Origin of the sequence: Bacillus sp. Root920 (assembly GCF_001429445.1) — a bacterium.
Classification (GTDB): Bacteria; Bacillota; Bacilli; order Bacillales; family Bacillaceae; genus Bacillus; species Bacillus safensis.
The window spans coordinates 1,767,781-1,790,790 of record NZ_LMJV01000001.1 but is presented as its reverse complement, the minus strand read 5'-3'; the positions used below and the strand labels follow the sequence as shown (position 1 = coordinate 1,790,790).

The following is a 23,010-nucleotide window of genomic DNA, read 5'->3' as shown; positions in this document are numbered from 1 at the left end:
CTTGCTTTCCGTGCAATGTTTTACTACAGAGATTTCGAAATAGTTTGAATAGTTTCGATTGCGCGCTTAGCGTACTCTGCATAACGTTCTTGTTTGTTCTTAATTCGAACACCTAGATCTTTCAGCAAACCAAAATTCGCATTCATCGGCTGGAAGCTTTTCTTGTTTGTCGATGTGATGTAGTGAGCCATACTGCCAATCGCCGTCTCCTCAGGAAGTGTCACAAGCTCTTCTCCTTTGACAAAACGAGCGGCGTTAATGCCAGCCACAAGTCCGGACGCTGCGGACTCGACATACCCTTCAACGCCTGTCATTTGTCCGGCAAAGAATAGGTCATCTCTATTTTTAAACTGATAAGTCGGTCTTAAAAGGCTTGGCGAGTTAATAAATGTATTACGGTGCATCACGCCGTAACGAACAATTTCTGCTTCTTCTAGGCCTGGAATCAAACGGAATACTTCCTTTTGATCGCCCCACTTCAGATGTGTCTGGAAGCCAACGATGTTATATAAAGTACCTGCTGCATCATCCTGTCTTAATTGAACAACAGCGTAAGGTCTTTTTCCTGTTTTCGGATCTTCCAGTCCTACTGGCTTCATCGGACCAAACAGCATCGTTTTCTTTCCTCTTTTCGCCATGACTTCAATTGGCATACAGCCTTCAAAGAAGATTTCTTTTTCAAATTCTTTTAATGGCACAGTTTCAGCAGAAATGAGTGCCTCATAAAAACGATCGAATTCTTCTTCTGTCATTGGACAGTTTAAATAAGCGGCTTCTCCTTTGTCATAGCGTGATTTCAAGTACACCTTATCCATATCAATGCTGTCTTTCTCTAGAATAGGTGCCGCTGCATCGTAGAAATAGAGATATTCTTCTCCTGTTAACGATTTTAATTCTTTTGAAAGTGCTTCTGATGTCAGCGGGCCAGTCGCGATAATTGTCGGACCTTCTGGTATGCTTTGCACTTCTTCTTGAAAGACAGTAACATTCGGATGATTTTTCACGCGGTCTGTCACGTTTGCTGCAAATTCATGACGGTCTACTGCAAGCGCGCCGCCAGCAGGAACTGAGCTTTCATCTGCTGCTGCGATAATGGCTGAATCTAAATGACGCATTTCTTCCTTTAATACACCTACTGCATTCGTTAAAGCATTCGCACGCAGTGAGTTGCTGCATACAAGCTCCGCAAATTTATCTGTGTGGTGAGCCGGCGTTTGTTTCACAGGTCTCATTTCATATAAATTGACTTTAATCCCTCGTTTAGCGATTTGCCATGCTGCTTCACTTCCAGCTAAACCGGCTCCGATCACATTTACAAATTGACTCATTGTACAACTCTCCTATTTCGTAAGGTCTGTTTGATGACATAAAAAAGCAGGTGAACAAGGCTGCTCACCGCTATTTTTGTTGTTCCTCTTTATAATCACAGTTGACACATTGAACTTGAACACCTTTTTTCAGCTTTTTCTCTACAAGCATATTTTCGCATTTTGGACACTTTCTTTCAATTGGTTTGTCCCAAGAGACGAATTCACACTCTGGAAAACGATCACAGCCGTAAAAAATGCGGCGTTTTTTCGATTTTCGTTCAACAATGTTTCCTTCATGACATGACGGGCATTTGACCCCGATATCTTTGACAATTGGTTTTGTGTTGCGGCAGTCAGGAAAGTTAGAGCACGCCATGAACTTGCCGTATCTACCCATTTTGTACACCATCGGATGTCCGCACTCTTCACAATCAACACCTGCGTATTCCGGCTCAATCTCAACTTCTTGCATCTCTGCTTCAGCTTTTTCTACCCGTTTTGCAAAGTCTTGATAGAAGCTGTCGATAATACGAACCCATTCGATCGTACCTTCTTCAACACTATCAAGTTCCTTTTCCATTTTCGCTGTAAATTCAACGTTAATGATTTCAGGGAAGAATTCAATGATTAAGTTGAGTACAATCTCTCCAAGCTCTGTTGGAGTAAATCGTTTATTATCAAGTGCGACATAGCCGCGCTTTTGAATTGTATCTAATGTTGGTGCATACGTAGATGGACGGCCTATACCGAGCTCTTCAAGTGTTTTGACCAATCTTGCCTCAGTGTAACGCGGAGGCGGCTGTGTGAAGTGCTGTTCAGGTTCGATGTCTTTTGAAAGAACTGTGTCCCCTTCTTTCAGATCAGGAAGCATTTTGTCCTTTTCCTCTAGCTGGTCGTCCTTTCCTTCCACATAAACCTTCATAAACCCAGGGAATTTTACTTTACTGCCATTCGCACGGAAAGTAAGACCGTTATGATCAAGGTCCACACTCATTGTATCAAGAACAGCCGGAGCCATTTGGCTGGCCACGAATCGTTCCCAAATCAATTTGTACAGACGAAGCTGATCGCGGCTTAGCACGTGCTTGACATCTGCCGGTTTTCTTAACGTCGAAGTCGGACGGATGGCTTCGTGAGCATCTTGTGCATTTTCATTCTTTTTAGCTGTTCGTTTTGTTGTGTTTAAGAAATTCTTGCCGTACGTCTGATCAATGAAGGCAGATACTTCTTCAATCGCTGTATTGGAAATACGAGTTGAGTCCGTTCTCATATATGTAATGAGACCGACTGTACCTTCTTTACCAAGATCAATTCCTTCATATAATTGCTGTGCAATCATCATTGTCTTTTTCGCACGGAAGTTTAATTTTCTTGCAGCTTCCTGCTGTAAAGTAGAAGTCGTAAACGGAACAGCTGGATTACGTTTACGCTCTTTTTTCGTTACTTTCTCTACAGAGAATTTGCTTCCCTTTAATTTCGAAAGGATTTCTTTTACATCTTCTTTTGTTTTCAGTGGATGTTTTTTGCCATTGAGACCAAAGAAACTCGCTTCGAAGCTTTCTTTTCCTTTAAGGAATGTACCGTCAATTGTCCAGTATTCTTCTGGTTTAAATTCATTAATTTCATTCTCGCGATCAATAATCAGGCGGAGTGCAACTGATTGAACACGTCCGGCACTTAAGCCCTTTTTCACTTTCTTCCATAAAATCGGACTGATTTTATACCCAACGAGACGATCTAAGATCCGTCTTGCCTGCTGCGCATCAACTAAGTCCATATTGATCATACGTGGATGCTTAAAGGAATCTTTAATCGCATCCTTTGTAATCTCGTTAAAAACAACGCGGCAGTCAGAAGAGAGGTCAAGGTCAAGGCTGTGTGCTAAATGCCAAGCAATCGCTTCTCCCTCTCTATCGGGGTCAGCTGCGAGATAGACTTTCTTTGCTTTTTTCGCTGCTGTTTTTAATTCTTTTAAAACTGGGCCTTTCCCGCGAATCGTAATATATCTCGGTTCAAAGTCATGCTCAGTGTCAACACCGAGCTGACTTTTCGGTAAATCCCTTACGTGCCCCATTGAAGCTTTTACTTTATACTTTTTTCCTAAATAACGCTCAATCGTTTTCGCCTTTGCTGGCGACTCAACGATGACTAAATAATCAGCCATACTCAAAATCCCCCTTAAGAGGTGTTCTCTCTTTATACATTTCACAATTCATATTTATGTTAATTGCACCTATCTAACAGGCAATCATTAAAAATTCTTTATGATGAACATCATTATAAACACGAAAAACAAAGTGTAAACTTAAATCCTCACTATTATTAAATATTCCGATGTCTTTTGTCAAACGATATTTTTATGAGAGTTCAGTATATTGAACGCTGTGGAAGGAGAATTCCTCTAAAATATCCTTTGTGGAATGAACAAGCTTTGCCCCCTGCTGAATGAGTCTTGCCGGACCTGTGGAATTAGAATCAAAGATGGATCCGGCAATCGCAAATACTTCTTTGCCTTGCTCAAGCGCTTGATAGGCTGTAATAAGAGAACCGCTCTTTTCTTTGCACTGAATCACGATGGTCCCTTTCGTCAATGCACTAATTAAACGATTTCTCATTGGAAAATGCCACTTTTCTGGTTTGACATAAGGCGGGTGCTCTGACAAAAGCAAATGATGTTCACCCATGTATTGAGCCATTTGCGCATGTTCTTTTGGGTATACATGCTGAAAGCCGCCTGCTATAATGCCGATTGTTTTCCCTTTTTTCCTGATGCACTCTTTATGTGCCAGTCCATCGATTCCTTTAGCTAAACCACTGACAATCATCCACTCTTCCTTGACAAGCTCACCAACAATTTTCTTCACACATGCTTCTCCATAAGTCGATGGAACTCGCGTGCCGACTACACCTAAACTTTTTTCTACATTTAAATATGATACGTTTCCTTTTAGGAATAACACAGGGGGAGGATCATAAATATTTTTTAGTGTGCTGGGATATAAGGGTGATGTGATGGGAATCATGTGAATGTTTTGCTTTAAATAGGCTTGAACGATGTGTTGAAACATGGGGAATTCATTTTCTTCAGCTTGTTTTAAGCGGGTAAAGTCGATCGTTTGTAATGCTCGATCCTGTTTAAAATGATGTGTTTCTTCATTTATATATAGTTCAGGATCGACTTTCCACCATTTTGTTAATAATGAGGGTGAGATGAGGCCTTTTAAGCGGTGAAAAATCATTCTTTCGGACACGTTGTACATACCATTCCTCCAGTTTAAGATAGAAAGAAGAAGACTTGTCAAAGAACAAGTCTTCTTGTGTCATTAATGCGTTTTACAAGCTTCGAAGAGATTCTTCTCTTTTAATACTTTAATCAATGTTTCTCCCATGACAGATGGTGTTTCTGCCACTTCAATTCCACATTCACGCATTGTTTTTACTTTTTCATCAGCTGTTCCTTTACCACCAGAAATAATGGCACCAGCATGTCCCATACGTTTTCCTGGAGGCGCCGTTTTACCGCCAATAAAGCCAACGACTGGTTTTGTCATATTTGCTTTTACCCATTCAGCTGCTTCTTCTTCAGCTGTACCGCCGATTTCACCGATCATTATTACAGCATGTGTTTCAGGGTCTTCATTGAATGCTTTTAACACATCAATAAAGTTTGTCCCATTTACCGGGTCCCCCCCGATTCCTACAGCTGTCGATTGACCAACGCCAGCTTCTGAAAGCTGATGTACCGCTTCATATGTAAGCGTTCCAGAACGAGAAACAACACCCACATGACCTTTTTTATGAATGTAGCCAGGCATGATACCAATTTTACATTCTTCAGGTGTGATGACACCTGGGCAGTTTGGTCCAACTAGTCTTGTCTTTTTCCCTTCCATATACCGTTTCACTTTGACCATGTCAAGCACTGGAATATGTTCTGTGATACAAATGACGAGATCGACTTCTGCGTCAACAGCCTCTAAAATGGCATCTGCCGCAAATGGTGCTGGTACATAGATAACAGAAGCGTTCGCTCCAGTAGTCTGAACTGCTTCAGATACAGTATTAAATACAGGAACTCCTTCTACTTCAGTTCCACCTTTTCCAGGTGTGACACCACCAACAATATTTGTTCCGTACTCAATCATTTGTTTTGTATGGAACAATGCGGTTGAACCGGTAATCCCCTGAACAATTACTCTCGTATTTTTATTAATAAATACACTCATTTAGGTTCCCTGCCTTTCTGCTCTACTTGACTAAAGATACAATCTTTTCTGCCCCGTCAGCCATAGACTCAGCAGAAGTGATATTTAAGCCTGAATCACTCAGGATTTTCTTCCCTAATTCAACGTTTGTTCCTTCAAGACGTACAACAAGTGGTAATGTTAAGCCGACTTGTTTCGTCGCTTCAACAACACCTTCTGCAATCACATCACATTTCATGATGCCGCCAAAAATATTCACGAAAATCCCTTTGACATTTTGATCAGATAAAATGATTTTAAATGCTTCCGTTACTTTTTCAGCTGTTGCACCGCCGCCAACATCTAGGAAGTTTGCAGGGTCCCCGCCGTAATGCTTGATGATATCCATTGTAGACATCGCAAGACCTGCTCCATTGACCATACAGCCAATATTTCCATCTAAAGAAATGTAGCTTAAGTCATATTTAGATGCTTCAATTTCTTTTGGATCCTCTTCATCAAGGTCACGGTATTCTAATATATCTTTTTGTCTATATAAGGCATTACTATCAAAGTTTAATTTTGCATCAAGTGCCATGACTTTTCCATCGCCTGTTACAACAAGTGGATTAATCTCAGCAATTGAACAATCTTTTTCAATAAACGCATTGTAAAGGCTTGTCATAAACTTAACAGCTTGGCCAACTAATTTTGTTGGAATATTAATTTTAAATGCCACTTCTCTCGCCTGATAGCCTTGCAGACCAATCGCTGGATCGATGACCACTTTGACGATTTTTTCTGGCGTTTTTTCTGCTACTTCTTCAATTTCAGTACCGCCTTCTTCAGATGCCATCAATACAATTCTTGATGTCGCTCTGTCCAAAACTAGTCCAACATAGTATTCCTTTTGAATATCGCAGCCTTCTTCAATAAGTAAGCGTTTTATTTCGCGCCCTTCAGGCCCTGTTTGATGTGTGACAAGTGTCTTGCCAAGCAATTCCTCTGCAAACCCTTTCACTTCATCTTTCGTTTTTGCAATTTTTACCCCGCCTGCTTTACCACGGCCGCCTGCATGAATCTGTGCTTTTACGACATATACAGAGCTCCCTAGCTCTTCTGATGCTTTCACTGCTTCATCAGGTGTAAATGCTACTTTACCATTTGGAACTGAAACCCCATATTTTCTTAGGATTTCTTTTCCTTGGTACTCATGGATATTCATTTCCCATCCTCCCAACATATGTAGAAACAAAAATTATAAAATAGACTGCGCTTTCATTTTAAAGAATAAAAAAGAGAATGTCTAGGGTTCTATGTAAAATCGTAAAATCCTTCTAAACATTCAAACTTTTATTTTATTAAAAATATAAATTTTTCAGCCAAATCACTTATTTTACCTTATTTTTTCATTTTTTGATCTAACCTGTAGATAAACGAAAAAATTTCTGCTACAGTATCGTATAACGCTTCAGGGATCTCCTCATCTAATGTTAAGTGGCGCATGAGTTCGACTAAATTACGGTCTTCCTGGATTGGGACTCCCGACTTTTTGGCTTCTTCAATAATATGATCTGCCACATAGCCGCTGCCTGTTGCAACGACTTTTGGCGCCTTTTGTTTTTCTTCATCGTAATGCAGAGCGACCGCTCTTCTAAGCGGTTTTGAATCCTTCATACTCGTAAGTCCAGCCCTTTCTCGCTGATTTTATGAAAGTGTTCATCTAGAAATAAAGACGGATCTACTGGCTCTTGTCTCTTTTTTGCTGTAATTCCCGTTAAACTGTATCCTAGCGCATTTAAATTCTCTCGAACAGCCGGAATCATTGGATTAATGGTGCCTTGCAGTTCATGGGCTGTCTCGACTGTAATGGACATGACCTTTTGCTGAATCGTACAGTCTATCAAGGTTTCTTCAAGGTTTTCCATGTTTAAATAAAACATGAGGCGGCACTGAGAAATATCAATAGAGCCATCCTTTTTCTTATGTCCTTTTAGAATAAAGGTTAAATCTTGAACACTATGTTTTGAGAAAAGCGGATAGGAAATCATCATTTGACTGACGGTTTGGTTCTCCTGCTGCACAAATAACTGTCCATTCAATCTATGAAACAATTGATCCACTTCTTTTTTAACGGGCTCTGGTAAATCAGCCTGCCTCACATCATTTAAGGTGAGCTTTAATTGGTGCAGCTCCTGACTTTTGACATCCTGGCTGCCTTTTTCAAGCAGTTTCAGCATACCAATTTCATCACGTACACCTATTGCCTTTTTCATCGTCATAAGTAAATCGAGCACATCGGTTTTATTACTTAATGTTGGTTCTGTCTGCTGCACTACCTGGGCCAAAGCTTTTGCCTCTGCTTTTGACAGGAAGGGAAACTCTTTTTGAAGCACAGCTGCTTTTGCGTCAGGCTGAGATCCTGCCTGCTGGAGTCCGTGCAGCAATGCTGTGAGCTGTTTTAAGTTAGGTTCTTGCTGCCCGTCTGCACCTTGTTTCATCAAACTTGCCAGTATCCGCTCAATTTGCTGAGGCGGGATTTGCAGCTCTTCTTTTGGACTTGTTGACTGCTGCACGTTTGTCTGAGGAACTTGGGACGGCTGACGCTCTTGAACGATTGCGGCATGGCTATTTTCTTTTTGCTGAGACGGATTGAGCTGAGTCGTTACTGGTAAACTGCCACCTTGCTTCGCCTCGCCTTCTCTCGCTGCTAGAAGGACCGATAAGAGCTTTTCTGCATGGACGGCTGTCTCTGCATCTACAACTGACCGAACGGCTTGTATAAGGGTCCGTGTGGCATCTGTGTGCTTAGGAAGCTGTGTTAATTGATTTAATAGCGCTGTTATATCCTGATGAAGGGCAGAGGGTGATTTTACGGCTAAAATAGATTGAAGCACCCCTTGCTGGATCGGTAAATCTTTCTTTAAAGCAAAGAGGAGGGCCTGGAGCCCTTTCTTCACATCAGCTCCTTGAAGCTGTTCGATCCACTTCACTGCCGTTTTTAACTCTCCTTCGTTGATGACGGACTTTTCCTTTAAAAAAGCTGTAGCTGTCAGCATGTTTTCAAGCCCATTTTTCAGTGAGAGACCTTCTAATAGTTTGGCTGCTGCATCCTTTAATGTCTTAGGATCTTGATCAAATTGCTGAACGGGTCTTAGTTTATTGAGGCTGCCTCCACCCTCTTGTTCAAATTGGAACCAATAAAATGCGTCTGCTTTAAGCTGAGCCGCCAGCTGTGCTTTTATTTTCGTTGAACCTATTTGAACAAGGGCTGTATCATCTCCAAGCATTTTTAGTACTTTACCGAGAATCAGCCGATGAACATTATCCTTCCCTTCGGTGTTTAATGGAACCGATTCGGCTGTATTCAGCCGGCTATTCAGTGCTGTATGTATGTCCTCAACTCTTGTCATCACAGGCAGCCTCCTTAGATTAAAATTTATGATATAACAGATTTCACTGGCGCAAACGATAACCGGTGGATGGGGGTAGCACCATGTGTTTGAATCGCAGCCAGGTGCTCTTTCGTTCCGTACCCTTTATGTTTTTCAAATTGATACTCAGGATACTTACGCCCGTACTCTTCCATCATCTGATCCCTTGTCACCTTCGCAATACATGCACCTGCTGCAATGGATGCACTTTTTGCATCTCCTTTGATGATATTCTCTTGGTGAGTAGAAAGCGGAAGTGTCATGGCATCTATGAGTAGATAATCAGGTGTATGAGTTAACTGCTCCACAGCTCTCACCATCGCCAGTCTTGATGCTTCGTAAATATTGATTTCATCAATCGTAGCCGCATCAACAATGCCGATTCCGATATCAAGTGCTTCTTTTTGAATTAAATCATAATAAGCCAATCTTTTTTTCTCAGATAATTGCTTTGAGTCGTTTAAACCGAGCAGGACTGTATCTTCCTTTAATATAACAGCTGCTGCCACAACTGGGCCGGCAAGCGGTCCTCTTCCTGCTTCATCTATTCCAGCAATACATGTGTATCCTTGCGCCTTTGCTTTGTTTTCAAATTGCAGCATGTCATCCCATGCCGCGCGAAGTGCTTGCTGCTTTTCTCTCTCTTTGTGCCACTTTTCTATCAGTTTTTGGACACTTTTTCTCGTATCATCTTTCACAAGCTCTCGAATGTAGGACTCGTCGCCTGCATGCTTTTCTATAAGTTCTTTTATTTGTTTCACCGTGTACATAGGCTTTTTCGCAGCCTCCTTCTTTATATCGGCAGTTTTTCACAAAAAATAAAGACCCGCATGAGCTGCGTGTCTTTTAGCTTTCAGGCTTCTCAAAAGTGAGGGGACCAAATTTTTCTGTTCGAATATCCCGAATAATGATTTCGGTGGTTTTATCATAGTTTATGAATCCCCCGCTCATTAGACAGCCTCGCTTAGTGCCAATTGCATCAAACAGCTCAACCGTATCTTCAGGTATCTCCGCTAGGTCATAGCGTTTTTTTAATCGCTCTGGGTAGTTCTCTTCTAGAAAACGAAGGGCATACACAGCGACATCCTGTAAATTGATGATCGAATCTTTGATCGCTCCAGTCACCGCAAGTCTGAGTCCTACTTGCTCATCTTCAAACTTCGGCCAGAGGATTCCAGGGGTATCGAGCAGTTCTAGTTCTTTCCCTACCTTTACCCATTGCTGTGATGTCGTAATCCCAGGCCGGTCTCCTGTTTTGGCAATGTTCTTTTTTGCTAAACGATTGATTAAGGTCGATTTGCCGACGTTGGGAATCCCGATAATCAGTGCTCGAATTGCACGTGGTTTGACGCCTTTTGCTTTCATGCGGTCGAATTTTTCTTTTAAAATTTCTTTTGAAGTCGTGATGATCTGATTTAACCCTTGTCCATCGACAGAGTTAATGGCAAGTGACCGAACGCCTTGCTGCTCAAAATACGCCTGCCACTCCTTTGTCATACGAGGATCTGCTTTATCTGCTTTGTTTAAGAGCATGATTTTGGGTTTGTTTTGAAGGATTTCTTCGATCATTGGGTTTCTAGAGGACATCGGAATTCTTGCATCGGTTAATTCAAATACGATGTCGATGAGCTTTAATTTTTCTGTGACTTCACGTCTTGCTTTTGCCATATGGCCTGGAAACCATTGAATCGTCATATGTGCACCTTCTTTCTTTTACCATTATCTTTATACATTGTACAAAAAAAGAGCCTGTTACAGGTAACAAGCTCTTTCCTTTGATATCATTATCGTCTGATTTCTTTGATACGAGCCGCTTTACCGCGAAGTTCACGTAGGTAGTAAAGTTTCGCACGACGTACCTTACCGTGACGTACAACTTCGATCTTAGCGATTTTTGGTGTGTGTACAGGGAATGTACGCTCAACGCCTACACCGTAAGAGATCTTACGAACTGTGAAAGTTTCGCTGATTCCACCACCACGACGCTTAATTACAACACCTTCAAAGATCTGGATACGCTCACGAGTACCCTCGACAACTTTAACGTGTACACGTAAAGTGTCACCAGGACGGAACGCAGGAAGATCAGTGCGTAATTGTTCTTTTGTGATTTCTTCAATCAAATGTTGCATCGTTTTCAACTCCTTCCAACAGATGCTCATGTCCTCTTTCTTCATTGCAGCGGAACATCGTTTTCAAACTTGGATCAGCAAGCCGTCCAAGTCACAAGTAGTATCATACCATACCTCTATGCCGTGTGCAATACAATCTAGTCATTATGAAGCTGCCAAAGCCATCTTTTTTCTTCATCCGTTAATGTTTTGCAAGAATCGATCAAATCTGGTCTTCTTGTATAGGTTCGCTTCAAGGATTCTTTGCGCCGCCACTCTTCAATTTTGGCATGATTTCCAGAGAGAAGCACATCCGGCACTTTTAGTCCTTTATAATCCGCAGGCCTTGTATAGTGCGGGTGCTCAAGCAGACCTGTACTGAATGAATCTTCGATGTGAGACGCTTCTTTTCCAAGCACATGAGGCAAAAGCCTGACCACACTGTCTGCAATCATCATCGCTGGCAGCTCTCCGCCTGTGAGGACGAAATCTCCGATTGAGATCTCATCTGTGACAAGATGCTCCCTGATGCGCTCATCGTAGCCTTCATAGTGGCCGCAAATGAACATAAGATGCTCTTCTTTTGCAAGTTCTTCTGCTTTCTTTTGTGTATATCTTTCCCCTTGAGGACAGACAAGAATGATTCGGGGTTTCGTGCTTGCTTTTTTCGTTAAATCTTCTACCGCATCAAATACGGGCTGCGCTTTCAGTACCATACCAGCACCGCCGCCATACGGATAGTCATCCACTGTTTTATGCTTATGATCCGAATACTCTCTAAAATTGACGACTTGAAATGAGACAGCTTCTTTCTCCTGTGCTTTTTTTAAGATCGATGAGTGAAGCACACCTTCGAACATTTCAGGAAAAAGGGTTAAGAAATCGATTTTCATTCGTCAATAAGTCCTTCCATCACTTCAATGTGTACGGTTTTGGATGAGATATCGATCTTTTTGACGACAGATGGTATATATGGAATGAGGGCATCTTTTTTGCCTTTTCTTCCAACCACCCACACATCATTTGCCCCTGGCGTAAGGATTTCTTTGATTTGGCCGATCAGCTTGTCCTCTTCATCGTATACTTCACAGCCAATGATTTGGTGGAAATAAAATTCTCCTTCGTCTAATGACCCAAGATGTTCTTTTTCTACCTTTAAGATTGATTCTTTCAAATGCTCTGCTTCATTTAATGAGTTGATTTCTTCAAATGTGAGCAAATCAAACTGTTTGTGCTGGCGATGTGATGCGACAGTCACTTTCAGCGGCTCGCTTTGACCTTGCTTAAAAATATAGAGGACGCTTCCCTTTTTGTAGCGCTCTTCTGGGAAATCCGTCTTTGACACGACGCGTACTTCTCCGCGCACTCCGTGTGTATTGACGATCTTTCCAACATTCAACCATTCTAGCTCCATGTTCTCAATCACCCCTGACGTATTTCCACAATGGTGCCGTCTTTCACGACGATGACATTATCTTGCATCTTGTCATCCCATTTATCACCTAATTTTACTTCAACCAATGCATCCACTTCTGTTTCTTTCATTTCACTTCCAAGCGGCAAAATATGCAGCTGCTCTACTTGAAAATCAATTTGCCGGATCTTCTCTTGCCTTTTATCGATCGCTTTTTGAAATTGAGGGATGGCTTCTTGCTGATGTGGTTCTTTTTCATGTTTTTTTAGTTGAAAATATAGTTGATTGCATTCACGTTCTAGTCTTTCTTTTTTCTCCAAAAAAGTCGTTAACAGTTTGTCCTTACTGCTTTCAGTTAATACTTGCATCACGGTGACATGTTGAATGATCTGCATCTTCCTTTTTGTCCCCCTATCCGAAGGCATTTGTCCTCTACAGTATAACGAAAAATAGATTTAAACGTGTAAAAAAAGGGGAGGTCCTAAGCCCTCTCCCTTTTTAGTCAGCAATCTCAAGTTGAACTTTCTTAGAAGACTCTGCACTTGCTGCAAAAATGACTGTTCGTATCGCTTTTGCTGTACGTCCCTGCTTTCCGATCACTTTTCCGGTATCTTCAGCATTGACAGACAGTGTGTAAATCACCTGCTCATCTTTTTCTAATGAAGATACGTGAATATCTTCAGGGAAATCAACAAGTGGCTCGACGATGGACACAATCAATTCTTCCAAGGACAGCTCATTCATTATTTGCTGTTTTTCGCATTATGAAATTTTTCAAGAATTCCTTGGCTTGAGAAAAGGTTGCGAACTGTATCAGATGGTTTCGCACCATTTTGAAGCCATTTAAGCGCTAATTCTTCGTTGATTTTCACCTCAGCTGGTGATACCACTGGGTTGTAAGTTCCAACTGTTTCGATGAAACGACCGTCACGTGGTGAACGAGAATCTGCTACAACAATACGATAGAAAGGAGATTTTTTTGCTCCCATACGTTTTAAACGAATTTTTACTGCCATTTTACTAGCACCTCCGAAAATATTTCAACAAGATAGTATATTAACAATGATAAAAGGGTTTGTAAAGTGTTTTTTCTTAACAACGGTTTTATCATGTATAACCAATTACATAAATGGTAATTTAAAGCCCTTTTTCTTTCCTTTGGACATGTTGGTCATTTGCTTCATCATCTTTTTCATTTCATCAAATTGCTTTAAAAGGCGATTGACTTCCTGTACAGATGTTCCGCTTCCTTTTGCAATCCGTTTTCTGCGGCTTGCATTGATGACCTCTGGCTGTTCTTTTTCCTGAGTCGTCATTGATTTAATGATCGCTTCGATGTGATTGAGCTGCTTTTCGTCCACTTGGACGTTTTTGAGCCCTTTCATTTTACCGGCTCCCGGCATCATTTGGATCAGTTCATCAAGTGGACCCATATTCCGAACTTGGCCAAGCTGCTCGAGGAAATCATCGAGCGTGAAGCTCATTGTCCGCATTTTTTGCTCAAGCTCTTTCGCTTTATCTTGGTCGACGTTTGCCTGTGCTTTTTCAATCAGCGTGAGCACATCTCCCATGCCAAGAATTCTTGATGCCATCCGCTCTGGATGGAATGGTTCAATTGCGTCAAGCTTTTCTCCTAGTGCAGCGAATTTAATCGGCGTATTGGTGACAGCTCGAATAGAAAGTGCTGCACCGCCTCTTGTATCACCATCTAGTTTTGTGAGAACGACACCTGTTAAACCAAGCTGTTCATTAAAGCTTTTTGCGACATTGACCGCATCTTGACCTGTCATAGAGTCAACAACTAGGAAAATTTCTTCTGGATTCGCTACTTCTTTTACTTTCTGAAGTTCATCCATTAATTCTTCATCGATATGAAGACGTCCTGCTGTATCTAAAATGACATAATCATGGTGTTCTTCTTTCGCTTTTTCAATTGCCTGTTTGGCAATTTCGACAGGGTTGACTTGATCACCTAATGAAAACACCGGCATATCAAGCTGTTTCCCGAGCGTTTGAAGCTGCTGGATCGCTGCTGGTCTGTAAATATCAGCAGCTACCATCATCGGCTTGCGATTATGTTTTTTGCGAAGTAAATTGGCAAGCTTCCCAGTTGTGGTTGTTTTACCTGCCCCTTGAAGACCAACCATCATAATGACGGTCGGAGATTTTTTCGCTACAGCGATCTTACTCTCTTCTCCGCCCATTAATTCAGTGAGTTCTTCTTTTACAACTTTAATGACCTGCTGTCCAGGGGTAAGGCTTTTCATGACCTCTTGTCCAACTGCCCGCTCACTTACTTTTTTCACAAAGTCTTTGACTACTTTAAAATTGACGTCAGCTTCAAGAAGGGCAAGGCGTACCTCGCGCATCATTTCTTTTACATCTTGCTCTGACACTTTTCCTTTGCCGCGGATTTTTGAAATCGTCTGCTGCAGTCGGTCGGCTAATCCTTCAAATGCCATACTGTGCCGCCTCCTAATCTAATTTCTCAAGCGATTCAATTAAAGCTTCTGCTTCTTCCGTTTGCGCAGAATCAGCTACAAGCTCTCTCATTTTTTTGAGAAGTTCTTTACGCTCTTTAAATTTCTTAAACAAGAGCAGCTTTTCTTCATATTGTTCAAGCATCGCTTCAGTCCGTTTAATATTATCATAAACAGCCTGCCTTGATACTTCATATTCATCCGCAATTTCACCGAGGGAAAAATCGTCTAGGTAGTAAAGCGACATGTAGCTCTTTTGCTTTGCGGTCAACAACGATTGATAGAAGTCAAACAAGTAATTCATTCTCGTTGTTTTTTCAAGCGTCATGGGCTCTCTCCCCTTTGTTAAGTTCATTCCCTTTACATCAACTAAGTTTACACGGTTCTCTTCTGTGTGTCAAGTTTTTATCTTGTCACTGCATGAAGCGGCGTATAAATAAAAATGCCAGCAGTTTCGCCGGCATTTTTTTGTTAGTCTTGTTGATCAATTACGTCTGAGAATAATCCATACACATACGATTCTGCATCAAACTCTTGCAGATCGTCCACCTTTTCACCTAAACCGACAAGCTTCACGGGAATGTTCAGCTCATTTCGAATCGCAAGAACAATTCCACCTTTTGCAGTACCGTCAAGCTTTGTTAAAGCAATTCCTGTGACATTTGTCGCTTTAGAAAATTCCTTGGCTTGTGCCATGGCGTTTTGACCCGTTGTCGCATCAAGAGCAAGCAATACTTCATGAGGTGCATCTGGAACCTCGCGCTCAATGACTCTCTTGACCTTCTCCAGCTCTTTCATCAAGTTGACTTTGTTTTGAAGTCTTCCTGCTGTATCGCAGATGAGGACATCCGCATTTTTCGCTTTTGCTGATTGAACGGCATCATAGATCACCGCTGCTGGATCAGAGCCTGCTGTTTGTTTGACGACAGGAACACCTGAACGCTCTCCCCACACTTCAAGCTGCTCGATCGCACCGGCACGGAACGTATCACCTGCTGCTAAAATGACGGATTTCCCTTCATTTTTCAGCTTGTTTGCAAGCTTGCCGATCGTCGTTGTTTTCCCAACACCGTTGACGCCTACAAATAAAATGATATTCAAACGCCCGTCTTCAATGTTCAGTGCAGAGATTTGTTCCTCTCCGCTATTGTAGATATCAACCAGTTTTTCAGAAATGACCGCTTGTACTTCGCTTGGGTCTTGAATGTTTCTTAATTTCACTTCTTTTTTCAGCTCATCAATCAGTTCCATCACAGTTGTGAAACCGACATCAGCTCCAATCAGAACCTCTTCCAGCTCTTCAAAAAAGTCTTCGTCGACTTTGCGGTAGCGGGAAATCAGTTCATTTACTTTTCCTTGGAAGGAGTTTCTCGTTTTTTCGAGTCCATCTTTAAACTTTTCTGATACTGAATCGGTTTGCTGCGTAAATTTTTCTTTTAATTTCTTAAAAAAGCTCATTGGTTCAAAAACCTCCTTTAATTACTGGACAAGCTCTTTCGTTTCTTCTAGTTTGACAGATACAAGCTTTGAAACACCTGATTCCTGCATGGTCACGCCGTAGAGCACATCGGCTTCTTCCATTGTTCCCTTGCGGTGCGTAATGACAATGAACTGTGTTTCCTGGCTGTATTTCTTTAAATATTGCGCAAAACGGAAAACATTTGCCTCATCAAGTGCCGCTTCTACCTCATCTAACACGCAGAATGGAACAGGTCTCACTTTTAAAATAGAGAATAGTAAAGCGATCGCTGTTAAGGCTCTCTCTCCGCCTGAAAGAAGGCTTAAGTTTTGCAGTTTTTTCCCTGGCGGCTGCGCGACAATATCAACGCCAGAGTTGAGTAAATCATTTGGATCTGTCAGCTTAAGATCTGCTCTTCCACCGCCAAATAATGCTTGGAAAACAGATTCAAAGTGACCGCGGATTTGAGAGAATGTCTCAGAGAAACGCTTTGTCATCTCTTGATCCATTTCTTCGATGACTTGGAATAATGTATTTTTCGCTTCTGTCAGATCATTTCGCTGTTCTGTTAAGAAGAGATAGCGTTCATTCACACGTTCATACTCGTCAATGCTGCCTAAGTTTACTGTTCCAAGCTCTTCAATGGCTAGTTTGATCAGCTTCACTCGTTTTCTTGCTTCATCTGGCGATAACGTCAACTGATACATCTCTTTTGCTCCTTCAAATGAAAGAGCATATTCATCGTTCAAATAAGCGATCAGGTTATCGAGCTCGACTTCCATACGGCCAAGCTTAATCTCTTCATCTTTTAAGCTTGTGGTGAGCTGCTTATACAAACGTTTTTGTTCTTTAAGCTCACGTTCAGCAAATTCTAATGTTTCAGAAAGAGCGAGACGCTGCTTACGACGCTCTGAAATGAGGGCGGTTGTTTTGTTTTTGTTTTCCAGCTTCTCTTTCGCCGCTTCTTCCAGCTGTTCGGCTCCGCTTGAACTAGATGACATTTCACTTGTTAAGAGTGACAGATCTTCTTTTGTTTCCATCAGCGTCTGTTCAGCTTCTTCTAATTCAGCCATTAAGCTCGAAAGCTTTTCTTGTTCATTCGCTAAGGACTGCTCTTTTTTGGCAAGCGAGATTTTCAGCTCTGTTAATTCAGCTGAAATGGTTTCCTTCGTTGAGCTTTGCGTCTGCTTACGCTTTGTTAATGTATTGATCTCTTGATCAAGAGCCGTCAGTTTCTCACCTATAGAGGCTTCAAGAGCGACCTGCTTTTTGTCCTTATCCGCGAGTTCAGTAGAACGCTGCTGTAATTCTTCTTTTTCTTGATCATAGAGTTCAAGATGAGCATTGATATTTTTTTCTGCCACTTGCAGTTCGTATAGCTTTCCTTTGAGATCTTGCTGCTTTTCACGAAGCGTTTCGCCGCGCTGACGCAGTTCGTTTAATTGGCTTTCGTTTACTCCGATTAGTTGCTTCGTTTCTTTTGTTTCTTTTTCAAGGATCGTTGTTTTCTCTTCCATTTCAACGAGCTGCTTTGTTAACGTTTCGATCTCCCGGTTTCTTGAAAGAAGAGAGTTGTTCTTTTTCTTTACGCCGCCACCAGTCATTGAACCGCCGGGGTTTACGACATCTCCATCAAGGGTCACGATGCGATAACGATGTCTAAGCATTTTCGCCAGTTCATTGGCACCTTTTAAGTCTCTAACGATCAGCACAGTTCCAAGCAAGTTCTGAATCACCTTTTGATACTTTTCGTCAAAGGAAACGAGGTGACTCGCTACACCGATAAATGCAGCATGCTGCTCTGCTGTTTGAACATCTCTGAGCTGAATGGTTCTTTCTTTGATCACGTTCATTGGCAGGAAGGTTGCACGTCCAAAGGAGTGCTGCTTTAAGTATCCAATCGCTTGTCTCGCAGCTGCTTCATTTTCTGTAACGACGTGCTGCGTGGCTGCACCCAGCGCAATTTCAATCGCTGTCTCATACTGCTGATCCGTTTGAATCAGCTCTGCAATGGCACCATGAATACCGCCTAACCGTTCTTTTGCCTTTAAGACCTCTTTCACTCCTTGGAAAAAGCCTGAGAAGTCTTCCTGCATGGATTCAAGCATTTCTTTTTTGGATTTTGCCTGCTGTACGTATTGATAGGCTTGGTAAAGAGCCGTTTCTTTTTTCTCGTATTGACGTCTCATTTGCTCAAGCTTTTGTTCTGCTTCTCTAAAGCGTTTAACTTGAGCCAGAATGTCTTCTTCCAGTGCTGAAAGCTGCTGCTCAGCTTCTGTTTTCTTTTCTTTGACAGACACTCGTTCTTCGATATGTTTTTGGTTATTTTGCGTCAGCCGCTCTAGCTGCATCGCTGCCTGGCGCTGCTGTTCTTCTAGTAATTTACGTTCATTTCGGATGGAAGCCTGTTCATTGAGCAGATCAAAATAATCGCTTTTCAGCTGTTCAATTTGACCTTCCACATCTTCACTATGAAGCGACAGTTGATGCTGCTTTGTTTTCACTTCATCTTTTAGCTGGCGCACTTCTTTTTGCAGGCTGTCCCGCGTGATTTTCTGCTGCTCAATCTTTTCTGTTAACAGCGACTGTTTTTCAGTTAAACGAACGAGCGTTTCTTCAAGCTGTCCTTGGTTTGCGGCCGCATTTTTTTTCCGTTCTTTTAGCACTTCTTTTTTACCTTCAAGCTTTTCTAATTCTTCACTTGTGAAAAGAAGAACTTCTTGCAGGTCATTAATTGATTCGTCAAGCGCTTGAATGCGGTCTCTCGACTCTTCAATTTTGGCTTCTTTTGCTTGGATATCTGTAGACTGCTTCATTTCATCTTGTTTGAAGCGCTCGACTGCTTCACCAAGTGTTGTCCATTTTTCATGAAGTGCTTCGATGTCATGGACAGTTAGGGCAATTTCGACATTTTCAAGCTCTTCTTTTTTTTGCAAATAGTCCTTTGCAATGGATGCTTGCATTCTTAATGGTTCTACTTGATCTTCTAGTTCATGCAGAATATCTTCTACTCGGTTTAAGTTGTCCTGCGTTTCAAACAGTTTATTCTCGGCTTTTTTCTTTCTTGTTTTATATTTTAAAACGCCAGCCGCTTCTTCAAAAATACTTCTTCTCTCTTCTGCCTTGCTTGATAGAATTTCCTCTACCTTTCCTTGGCTGATGATTGAAAAAGCTTCCTTTCCAAGACCTGAATCCATGAAAAGATCAATAATATCCTTTAAGCGGACAGATTGATTGTTTATGAGAAATTCACTTTCTCCTGAGCGATAGACCCTTCTTGTCACACTGACTTCGTGAAAATCAATCGGTAAAAAGTGATCTTCGTTATCTAACGTTAAAGTCACCTCTGCTAGATTGACTCTTTTTCTTGAGTCACTTCCTGCAAAAATGATATCTTCCATTTTTCCTCCGCGGAGGCTTTTCGCTGATTGTTCTCCAAGTACCCAGCGGATGGCATCGGTAATATTACTTTTGCCGCTTCCGTTTGGTCCAACAACAGCTGTGACCCCTTTAACAAAGTCCACGGTCACTCGCTGTGCAAATGATTTGAATCCTATCACGTCTAAACGTTTGAGGAACATGAGAGTGATCCTCCTTATGTATTTAAAGTACTATCATCTTACCATATGAAGTGAAAAAAGATGATGGAAAACAGAGTGAAATCCCCCTGAATAACGAGGGGGATTTTATTGGTTCATATGATGTTTCTGCAATTTAGCAAGTGCTTCCTGTGCAGCGTGCTGTTCTGCTTCTTTTTTAGAGCGTCCATTTCCGATTCCGAGCACTTCACCTCGAAGGGATACATTTGCTTCAAATTCCCGGTTATGTGCAGGGCCTTTTTCATGCAGGATACGGTATTCAAGCACACCTTTTCCATCGCGCTGTACAAATTCTTGCAGCTGGCTTTTAAAGTCCATGACGTGCGAGAACGCTCCATCATTAATTTTCGGATAAACGTACGATTCTAGGAACCGTTCAACCGGCTCAAGCCCTTGATCTAAATAAAGTGCACCGATAAACGCCTCGAATACGTCCGCTAAGAGTGCTGGGCGTTTTCTGCCGCCTGTCATTTCTTCGCCTTTTCCTAAAAGAACAAGGTCTCCGAAGGACAGCTCGTGTGCCAGTGATACAAGTGACGGTTCACATACGATCGCCGCTCTTAGTTTCGTTAAATCTCCCTCGCTCATCGCTGGATATTTTGCAAATAAGAATTGAGAGATGGTCAATTCTAAAACAGCATCTCCTAAAAATTCAAGTCTTTCATTATCCTCGTATGGCTTTTTCCGGTGTTCATTCACATAAGAGGAATGGGTAAAGGCTTGATATAGAAGCTTCTCATTTTTGAAGTGTACAGAAATGCGCTGCTGGAATTCTCTAAATTGCTCTAGTTTTTTGCTCTGTTTCTGTTTGTCTTTATATTGTTTTGGCATAGCAACCTCCAGGTAGGCGTAATCGCCTTTAAGGATACTGATTATATGGAGTCTCTCTTTCTACATGCAGGGAAACATTGCTCCCAGCATCTGAAAAAGGCTGACAATTGATCAGCTGAATGTGTTGAAACTAACATAAATTTTCAAAGTCCCGTCGAAAGTAGACGGGACTTTGTTACGCTTATTGCTGGCTATTTATGTAGTTCACAGCGTCACCGACTGTTGCAATTTTTTCAGCATCTTCGTCAGAAATTTCCATATCGAACTCATCTTCAAGTTCCATAACTAGCTCAACTACATCAAGGGAATCAGCGCCTAAATCTTCTTTAAATGAAGCTTCCATTTTCACGTCAGCCTCATCAACGCCAAGGCGGTCTACAATAATTTTTGATACACGCTCTAATACGTCTGCCATTGCCTTTCACCTCCCCTCAAAGTATTATAGTTGAATTGTTTTTAAAAAACTAGAGAAAACCTAATGAAATTTTGATATTTCTTAGGACATGACCATTCCGCCATCTACTTGGATGGTTTGGCCTGTAATATAACCTGCTCCTTCTGAAGCTAAAAAGACAACGACGTTGCTAATATCTTCAGGTGCACCAAAGCGTGCGAGCGGAATTTGCTTGAGCATTTCCGTCTGTACATTTTCATCAAGCTTGTCTGTCATATCTGTTGAAATAAAGCCTGGTGCTACTGCATTAACAGTAATATGACGGGTTGCCAGCTCTTTTGCTGTTGTTTTCGTTAATCCGATGACACCAGCTTTTGCTGCAACATAGTTTGCTTGTCCAGGGTTTCCACACACACCAACGACTGAAGCCAAATTGATGATTCTTCCGCTTCTTTGCTTCATCATTTGACGTGTCACGGCTTTTGTACAGTTAAAGACACCTTTTAAGTTTATGTTAATGACATCATCCCATTCATTCTCTTTCATTCTCATGAGCAGATTGTCCTTTGTGATCCCTGCATTATTCACAAGAATGTCAATTGAACCAAAGGTATCAATTGCTTGTTTCATCATGGCTTGTACTTCTTCAGCATTTGAGACATCAGCTTTCACAGCAAATGCCTGCTGGCCGAGTGCTTTGATTTCATCTACGACTTCATTTGCTTTTGCTTCGTTTCCAGAATAGTTCACGACAACATTTGCACCACTTTTCGCTAGATCGATCGCGATGGAACGGCCAATCCCGCGTGATGCTCCTGTTACAACGGCTGTTTTATTTGTAAGCATCAAGAATCCCCCTTGAGTGTTTGAATGGCTGCTTCAATTGTTTCTTGATCTGAAACGGAAATCGTCGTCAGGCGGCGATTCACTTTTTTCACAAGACCTGAAAGCACTTTGCCAGGACCAATTTCAATAAATGTTGTGACGCCTAAATCAATAAGGCGTTCCACACTTTCTTCAAAACGAACTGGAGAATACAGTTGTTCAATGAGCTTTGTCTCAATTTCATCACGAGAAGTCACGATGTTTGCTGTTACGTTTGAGATGACCGGAGTTTTGGCATCCGCAATATCCAGCTTTGACAAAACATCTGTAAATTTTTCAGCGGCTGGTTTCATTAATGCAGAATGGAAAGGTCCGCTTACTTCAAGGGCAATTGCACGTTTTGCGCCTTTTTCTTTCGCTTTCTCTGAAGCAAGTTCTACTCCTTTTGCTGTACCAGAGATCACGATTTGACCAGGACAGTTTAAGTTAGCGAGCTCTACAAGGTGACCGCTCTCTGTCACTTCTTTTGTCACTTCTTCAAGTGCCGCTTTGTCTAAGCCAAGAATTGCTGCCATGGCGCCTTCTCCTGCTGGAACAGCTTCATTCATTAATTCTCCGCGCTTTCTGACTGCATAAACAGCATCTTTAAACGAAAGTGCGCCTGCTGCAACGAGGGCAGTGTATTCACCAAGACTGTGTCCTGCTGCATAATCTGCTTTGATTCCGCTCTCTTCAAATTTCTTTAAGATGGCGATACTTGTCGTTAAAAGAGCTGGCTGCGCGTTAAAGGTGAGCGTCAGTTCTTCTGCATCCCCTTCAAAAATCATAGAAGATAAGTCAAACCCGAGGGTATTGTCTGCTTCTTCAAAAACAGCTTTAGATACTGCTTCTTGGTCAAATAAATCTTTTCCCATGCCAATTTTTTGAGAGCCTTGGCCAGGGAATAAAAATGCAATTTTAGTCATGCTG

23 protein-coding genes are annotated in these 23,010 nt (G+C 41.7%); all 23 read right to left on the bottom strand.

The window, feature by feature from the left end; all coding sequences use genetic code 11:
* Positions 1-23: 23 nt before the first annotated feature.
* The 23 genes from trmFO to fabD all read right to left on the bottom strand — a co-directional run bounded on the left by trmFO (position 24) and on the right by fabD (position 23,006).
* Positions 24-1,328, bottom strand: coding sequence for an FADH(2)-oxidizing methylenetetrahydrofolate--tRNA-(uracil(54)-C(5))-methyltransferase TrmFO (gene trmFO / locus ASE42_RS08745; RefSeq protein WP_024424183.1), 1,305 nt, complete (start codon positions 1,326-1,328; stop codon positions 24-26).
* A gap of 70 nt (positions 1,329-1,398) precedes the next feature.
* Positions 1,399-3,474 (bottom strand): type I DNA topoisomerase, encoded by a 2,076-nt coding sequence (gene topA / locus ASE42_RS08740; protein WP_024424184.1) that lies wholly within the window; start codon positions 3,472-3,474, stop codon positions 1,399-1,401.
* Between the two features lie 193 nt (positions 3,475-3,667).
* Positions 3,668-4,570 carry a DNA-processing protein DprA gene (gene dprA / locus ASE42_RS08735; RefSeq protein WP_056766431.1) on the bottom strand — a complete coding sequence of 301 codons (903 nt, stop codon included), beginning with the start codon at positions 4,568-4,570 and terminating at the stop codon, positions 3,668-3,670.
* A 63-nt stretch (positions 4,571-4,633) separates the two neighbouring features.
* Positions 4,634-5,536: a succinate--CoA ligase subunit alpha gene (gene sucD / locus ASE42_RS08730; RefSeq protein WP_007499624.1), complete on the bottom strand. Its 903-nt coding sequence runs from the start codon at positions 5,534-5,536 to the stop codon at positions 4,634-4,636.
* A 22-nt stretch (positions 5,537-5,558) separates the two neighbouring features.
* Positions 5,559-6,719, bottom strand: coding sequence for an ADP-forming succinate--CoA ligase subunit beta (gene sucC / locus ASE42_RS08725; protein WP_024426972.1), 1,161 nt, complete (start codon positions 6,717-6,719; stop codon positions 5,559-5,561).
* A 176-nt stretch (positions 6,720-6,895) separates the two neighbouring features.
* Positions 6,896-7,171, bottom strand: a complete 276-nt coding sequence (locus tag ASE42_RS08720; RefSeq protein WP_003211418.1) for a FlhB-like flagellar biosynthesis protein — start codon at positions 7,169-7,171, stop codon at positions 6,896-6,898.
* Positions 7,168-8,907 (bottom strand): hypothetical protein, encoded by a 1,740-nt coding sequence (locus tag ASE42_RS08715; protein WP_056766429.1) that lies wholly within the window; start codon positions 8,905-8,907, stop codon positions 7,168-7,170. The genes ASE42_RS08720 and ASE42_RS08715 overlap by 4 nt, the downstream gene beginning before the upstream one ends.
* A gap of 26 nt (positions 8,908-8,933) precedes the next feature.
* Positions 8,934-9,698 (bottom strand): ribonuclease HII, encoded by a 765-nt coding sequence (locus ASE42_RS08710; protein ID WP_056766427.1) that lies wholly within the window; start codon positions 9,696-9,698, stop codon positions 8,934-8,936.
* Between the two features lie 76 nt (positions 9,699-9,774).
* Entirely contained in the window at positions 9,775-10,623 is an 849-nt protein-coding gene (gene ylqF / locus ASE42_RS08705; protein WP_056766425.1) for a ribosome biogenesis GTPase YlqF, read from the bottom strand.
* 89 nt (positions 10,624-10,712) lie between these two features.
* Positions 10,713-11,060, bottom strand: a complete 348-nt coding sequence (gene rplS / locus ASE42_RS08700) for a 50S ribosomal protein L19 (RefSeq protein ID WP_008354510.1) — start codon at positions 11,058-11,060, stop codon at positions 10,713-10,715.
* 137 nt (positions 11,061-11,197) lie between these two features.
* Positions 11,198-11,932 (bottom strand): tRNA (guanosine(37)-N1)-methyltransferase TrmD, encoded by a 735-nt coding sequence (gene trmD, locus ASE42_RS08695; RefSeq protein ID WP_024424189.1) that lies wholly within the window; start codon positions 11,930-11,932, stop codon positions 11,198-11,200.
* On the bottom strand, positions 11,929-12,453 hold the full coding sequence (gene rimM / locus ASE42_RS08690; protein WP_024424190.1) for a ribosome maturation factor RimM: 525 nt from the start codon (positions 12,451-12,453) through the stop codon (positions 11,929-11,931). Before rimM ends, trmD begins: the two co-directional genes overlap by 4 nt.
* Before the next feature lie 8 nt (positions 12,454-12,461).
* Positions 12,462-12,848, bottom strand: coding sequence for a YlqD family protein (locus ASE42_RS08685; protein ID WP_056766423.1), 387 nt, complete (start codon positions 12,846-12,848; stop codon positions 12,462-12,464).
* 103 nt (positions 12,849-12,951) lie between these two features.
* Entirely contained in the window at positions 12,952-13,197 is a 246-nt protein-coding gene (locus ASE42_RS08680) for a KH domain-containing protein (RefSeq protein ID WP_024424192.1), read from the bottom strand.
* Positions 13,197-13,469, bottom strand: a complete 273-nt coding sequence (rpsP, locus tag ASE42_RS08675) for a 30S ribosomal protein S16 (RefSeq protein WP_008344841.1) — start codon at positions 13,467-13,469, stop codon at positions 13,197-13,199. Before rpsP ends, ASE42_RS08680 begins: the two co-directional genes overlap by 1 nt.
* Before the next feature lie 105 nt (positions 13,470-13,574).
* On the bottom strand, positions 13,575-14,915 hold the full coding sequence (ffh, locus tag ASE42_RS08670; protein WP_056766421.1) for a signal recognition particle protein: 1,341 nt from the start codon (positions 14,913-14,915) through the stop codon (positions 13,575-13,577).
* A 13-nt stretch (positions 14,916-14,928) separates the two neighbouring features.
* Entirely contained in the window at positions 14,929-15,261 is a 333-nt protein-coding gene (locus ASE42_RS08665) for a putative DNA-binding protein (RefSeq protein WP_012009935.1), read from the bottom strand.
* A gap of 143 nt (positions 15,262-15,404) precedes the next feature.
* Positions 15,405-16,391 (bottom strand): signal recognition particle-docking protein FtsY, encoded by a 987-nt coding sequence (ftsY, locus tag ASE42_RS08660; protein WP_024424194.1) that lies wholly within the window; start codon positions 16,389-16,391, stop codon positions 15,405-15,407.
* A 21-nt stretch (positions 16,392-16,412) separates the two neighbouring features.
* Positions 16,413-19,973 carry a chromosome segregation protein SMC gene (gene smc / locus ASE42_RS08655; protein WP_056766419.1) on the bottom strand — a complete coding sequence of 1,187 codons (3,561 nt, stop codon included), beginning with the start codon at positions 19,971-19,973 and terminating at the stop codon, positions 16,413-16,415.
* A gap of 105 nt (positions 19,974-20,078) precedes the next feature.
* Entirely contained in the window at positions 20,079-20,822 is a 744-nt protein-coding gene (rnc, locus tag ASE42_RS08650; protein ID WP_056766417.1) for a ribonuclease III, read from the bottom strand.
* Between the two features lie 181 nt (positions 20,823-21,003).
* Positions 21,004-21,237, bottom strand: a complete 234-nt coding sequence (gene acpP / locus ASE42_RS08645; protein WP_003212028.1) for an acyl carrier protein — start codon at positions 21,235-21,237, stop codon at positions 21,004-21,006.
* A gap of 81 nt (positions 21,238-21,318) precedes the next feature.
* On the bottom strand, positions 21,319-22,062 hold the full coding sequence (fabG, locus tag ASE42_RS08640; protein WP_024424196.1) for a 3-oxoacyl-[acyl-carrier-protein] reductase: 744 nt from the start codon (positions 22,060-22,062) through the stop codon (positions 21,319-21,321).
* A complete protein-coding gene (fabD, locus tag ASE42_RS08635; protein ID WP_056766416.1) occupies positions 22,062-23,006 on the bottom strand; it encodes an ACP S-malonyltransferase in 945 nt (314 codons plus the stop codon). The genes fabG and fabD overlap by 1 nt, the downstream gene beginning before the upstream one ends.
* Between the last annotated feature and the right edge of the window lie 4 nt (positions 23,007-23,010).

Bases quoted from the DNA above. Each gene is read 5' to 3' on its own strand.
- rnc (WP_056766417.1), bottom strand. From the start codon at position 20,822: ATGCCAAAACAATATAAAGACAAACAGAAACAGAGCAAAAAACTAGAG.
- ylqF (WP_056766425.1), bottom strand. From the start codon at position 10,623: ATGACGATTCAATGGTTTCCAGGCCATATGGCAAAAGCAAGACGTGAA.
- rimM (WP_024424190.1), bottom strand. From the start codon at position 12,453: ATGGAGCTAGAATGGTTGAATGTTGGAAAGATCGTCAATACACACGGA.
- fabG (WP_024424196.1), bottom strand. From the start codon at position 22,062: ATGCTTACAAATAAAACAGCCGTTGTAACAGGAGCATCACGCGGGATT.
- sucC (WP_024426972.1), bottom strand. From the start codon at position 6,719: ATGAATATCCATGAGTACCAAGGAAAAGAAATCCTAAGAAAATATGGG.
- ASE42_RS08715 (WP_056766429.1), bottom strand. From the start codon at position 8,907: ATGACAAGAGTTGAGGACATACATACAGCACTGAATAGCCGGCTGAAT.
- fabD (WP_056766416.1), bottom strand. From the start codon at position 23,006: ATGACTAAAATTGCATTTTTATTCCCTGGCCAAGGCTCTCAAAAAATT.
- ASE42_RS08685 (WP_056766423.1), bottom strand. From the start codon at position 12,848: ATGCAGATCATTCAACATGTCACCGTGATGCAAGTATTAACTGAAAGC.
- ASE42_RS08665 (WP_012009935.1), bottom strand. From the start codon at position 15,261: ATGACGCTTGAAAAAACAACGAGAATGAATTACTTGTTTGACTTCTAT.
- trmD (WP_024424189.1), bottom strand. From the start codon at position 11,932: ATGAAAATCGATTTCTTAACCCTTTTTCCTGAAATGTTCGAAGGTGTG.
- trmFO (WP_024424183.1), bottom strand. From the start codon at position 1,328: ATGAGTCAATTTGTAAATGTGATCGGAGCCGGTTTAGCTGGAAGTGAA.
- rplS (WP_008354510.1), bottom strand. From the start codon at position 11,060: ATGCAACATTTGATTGAAGAAATCACAAAAGAACAATTACGCACTGAT.
- smc (WP_056766419.1), bottom strand. From the start codon at position 19,973: ATGTTCCTCAAACGTTTAGACGTGATAGGATTCAAATCATTTGCACAG.
- topA (WP_024424184.1), bottom strand. From the start codon at position 3,474: ATGGCTGATTATTTAGTCATCGTTGAGTCGCCAGCAAAGGCGAAAACG.
- acpP (WP_003212028.1), bottom strand. From the start codon at position 21,237: ATGGCAGACGTATTAGAGCGTGTATCAAAAATTATTGTAGACCGCCTT.
- sucD (WP_007499624.1), bottom strand. From the start codon at position 5,536: ATGAGTGTATTTATTAATAAAAATACGAGAGTAATTGTTCAGGGGATT.
- ASE42_RS08680 (WP_024424192.1), bottom strand. From the start codon at position 13,197: ATGAATGAGCTGTCCTTGGAAGAATTGATTGTGTCCATCGTCGAGCCA.
- dprA (WP_056766431.1), bottom strand. From the start codon at position 4,570: ATGTACAACGTGTCCGAAAGAATGATTTTTCACCGCTTAAAAGGCCTC.
- ftsY (WP_024424194.1), bottom strand. From the start codon at position 16,391: ATGAGCTTTTTTAAGAAATTAAAAGAAAAATTTACGCAGCAAACCGAT.
- rpsP (WP_008344841.1), bottom strand. From the start codon at position 13,469: ATGGCAGTAAAAATTCGTTTAAAACGTATGGGAGCAAAAAAATCTCCT.
- ffh (WP_056766421.1), bottom strand. From the start codon at position 14,915: ATGGCATTTGAAGGATTAGCCGACCGACTGCAGCAGACGATTTCAAAA.
- ASE42_RS08720 (WP_003211418.1), bottom strand. From the start codon at position 7,171: ATGAAGGATTCAAAACCGCTTAGAAGAGCGGTCGCTCTGCATTACGAT.
- ASE42_RS08710 (WP_056766427.1), bottom strand. From the start codon at position 9,698: ATGTACACGGTGAAACAAATAAAAGAACTTATAGAAAAGCATGCAGGC.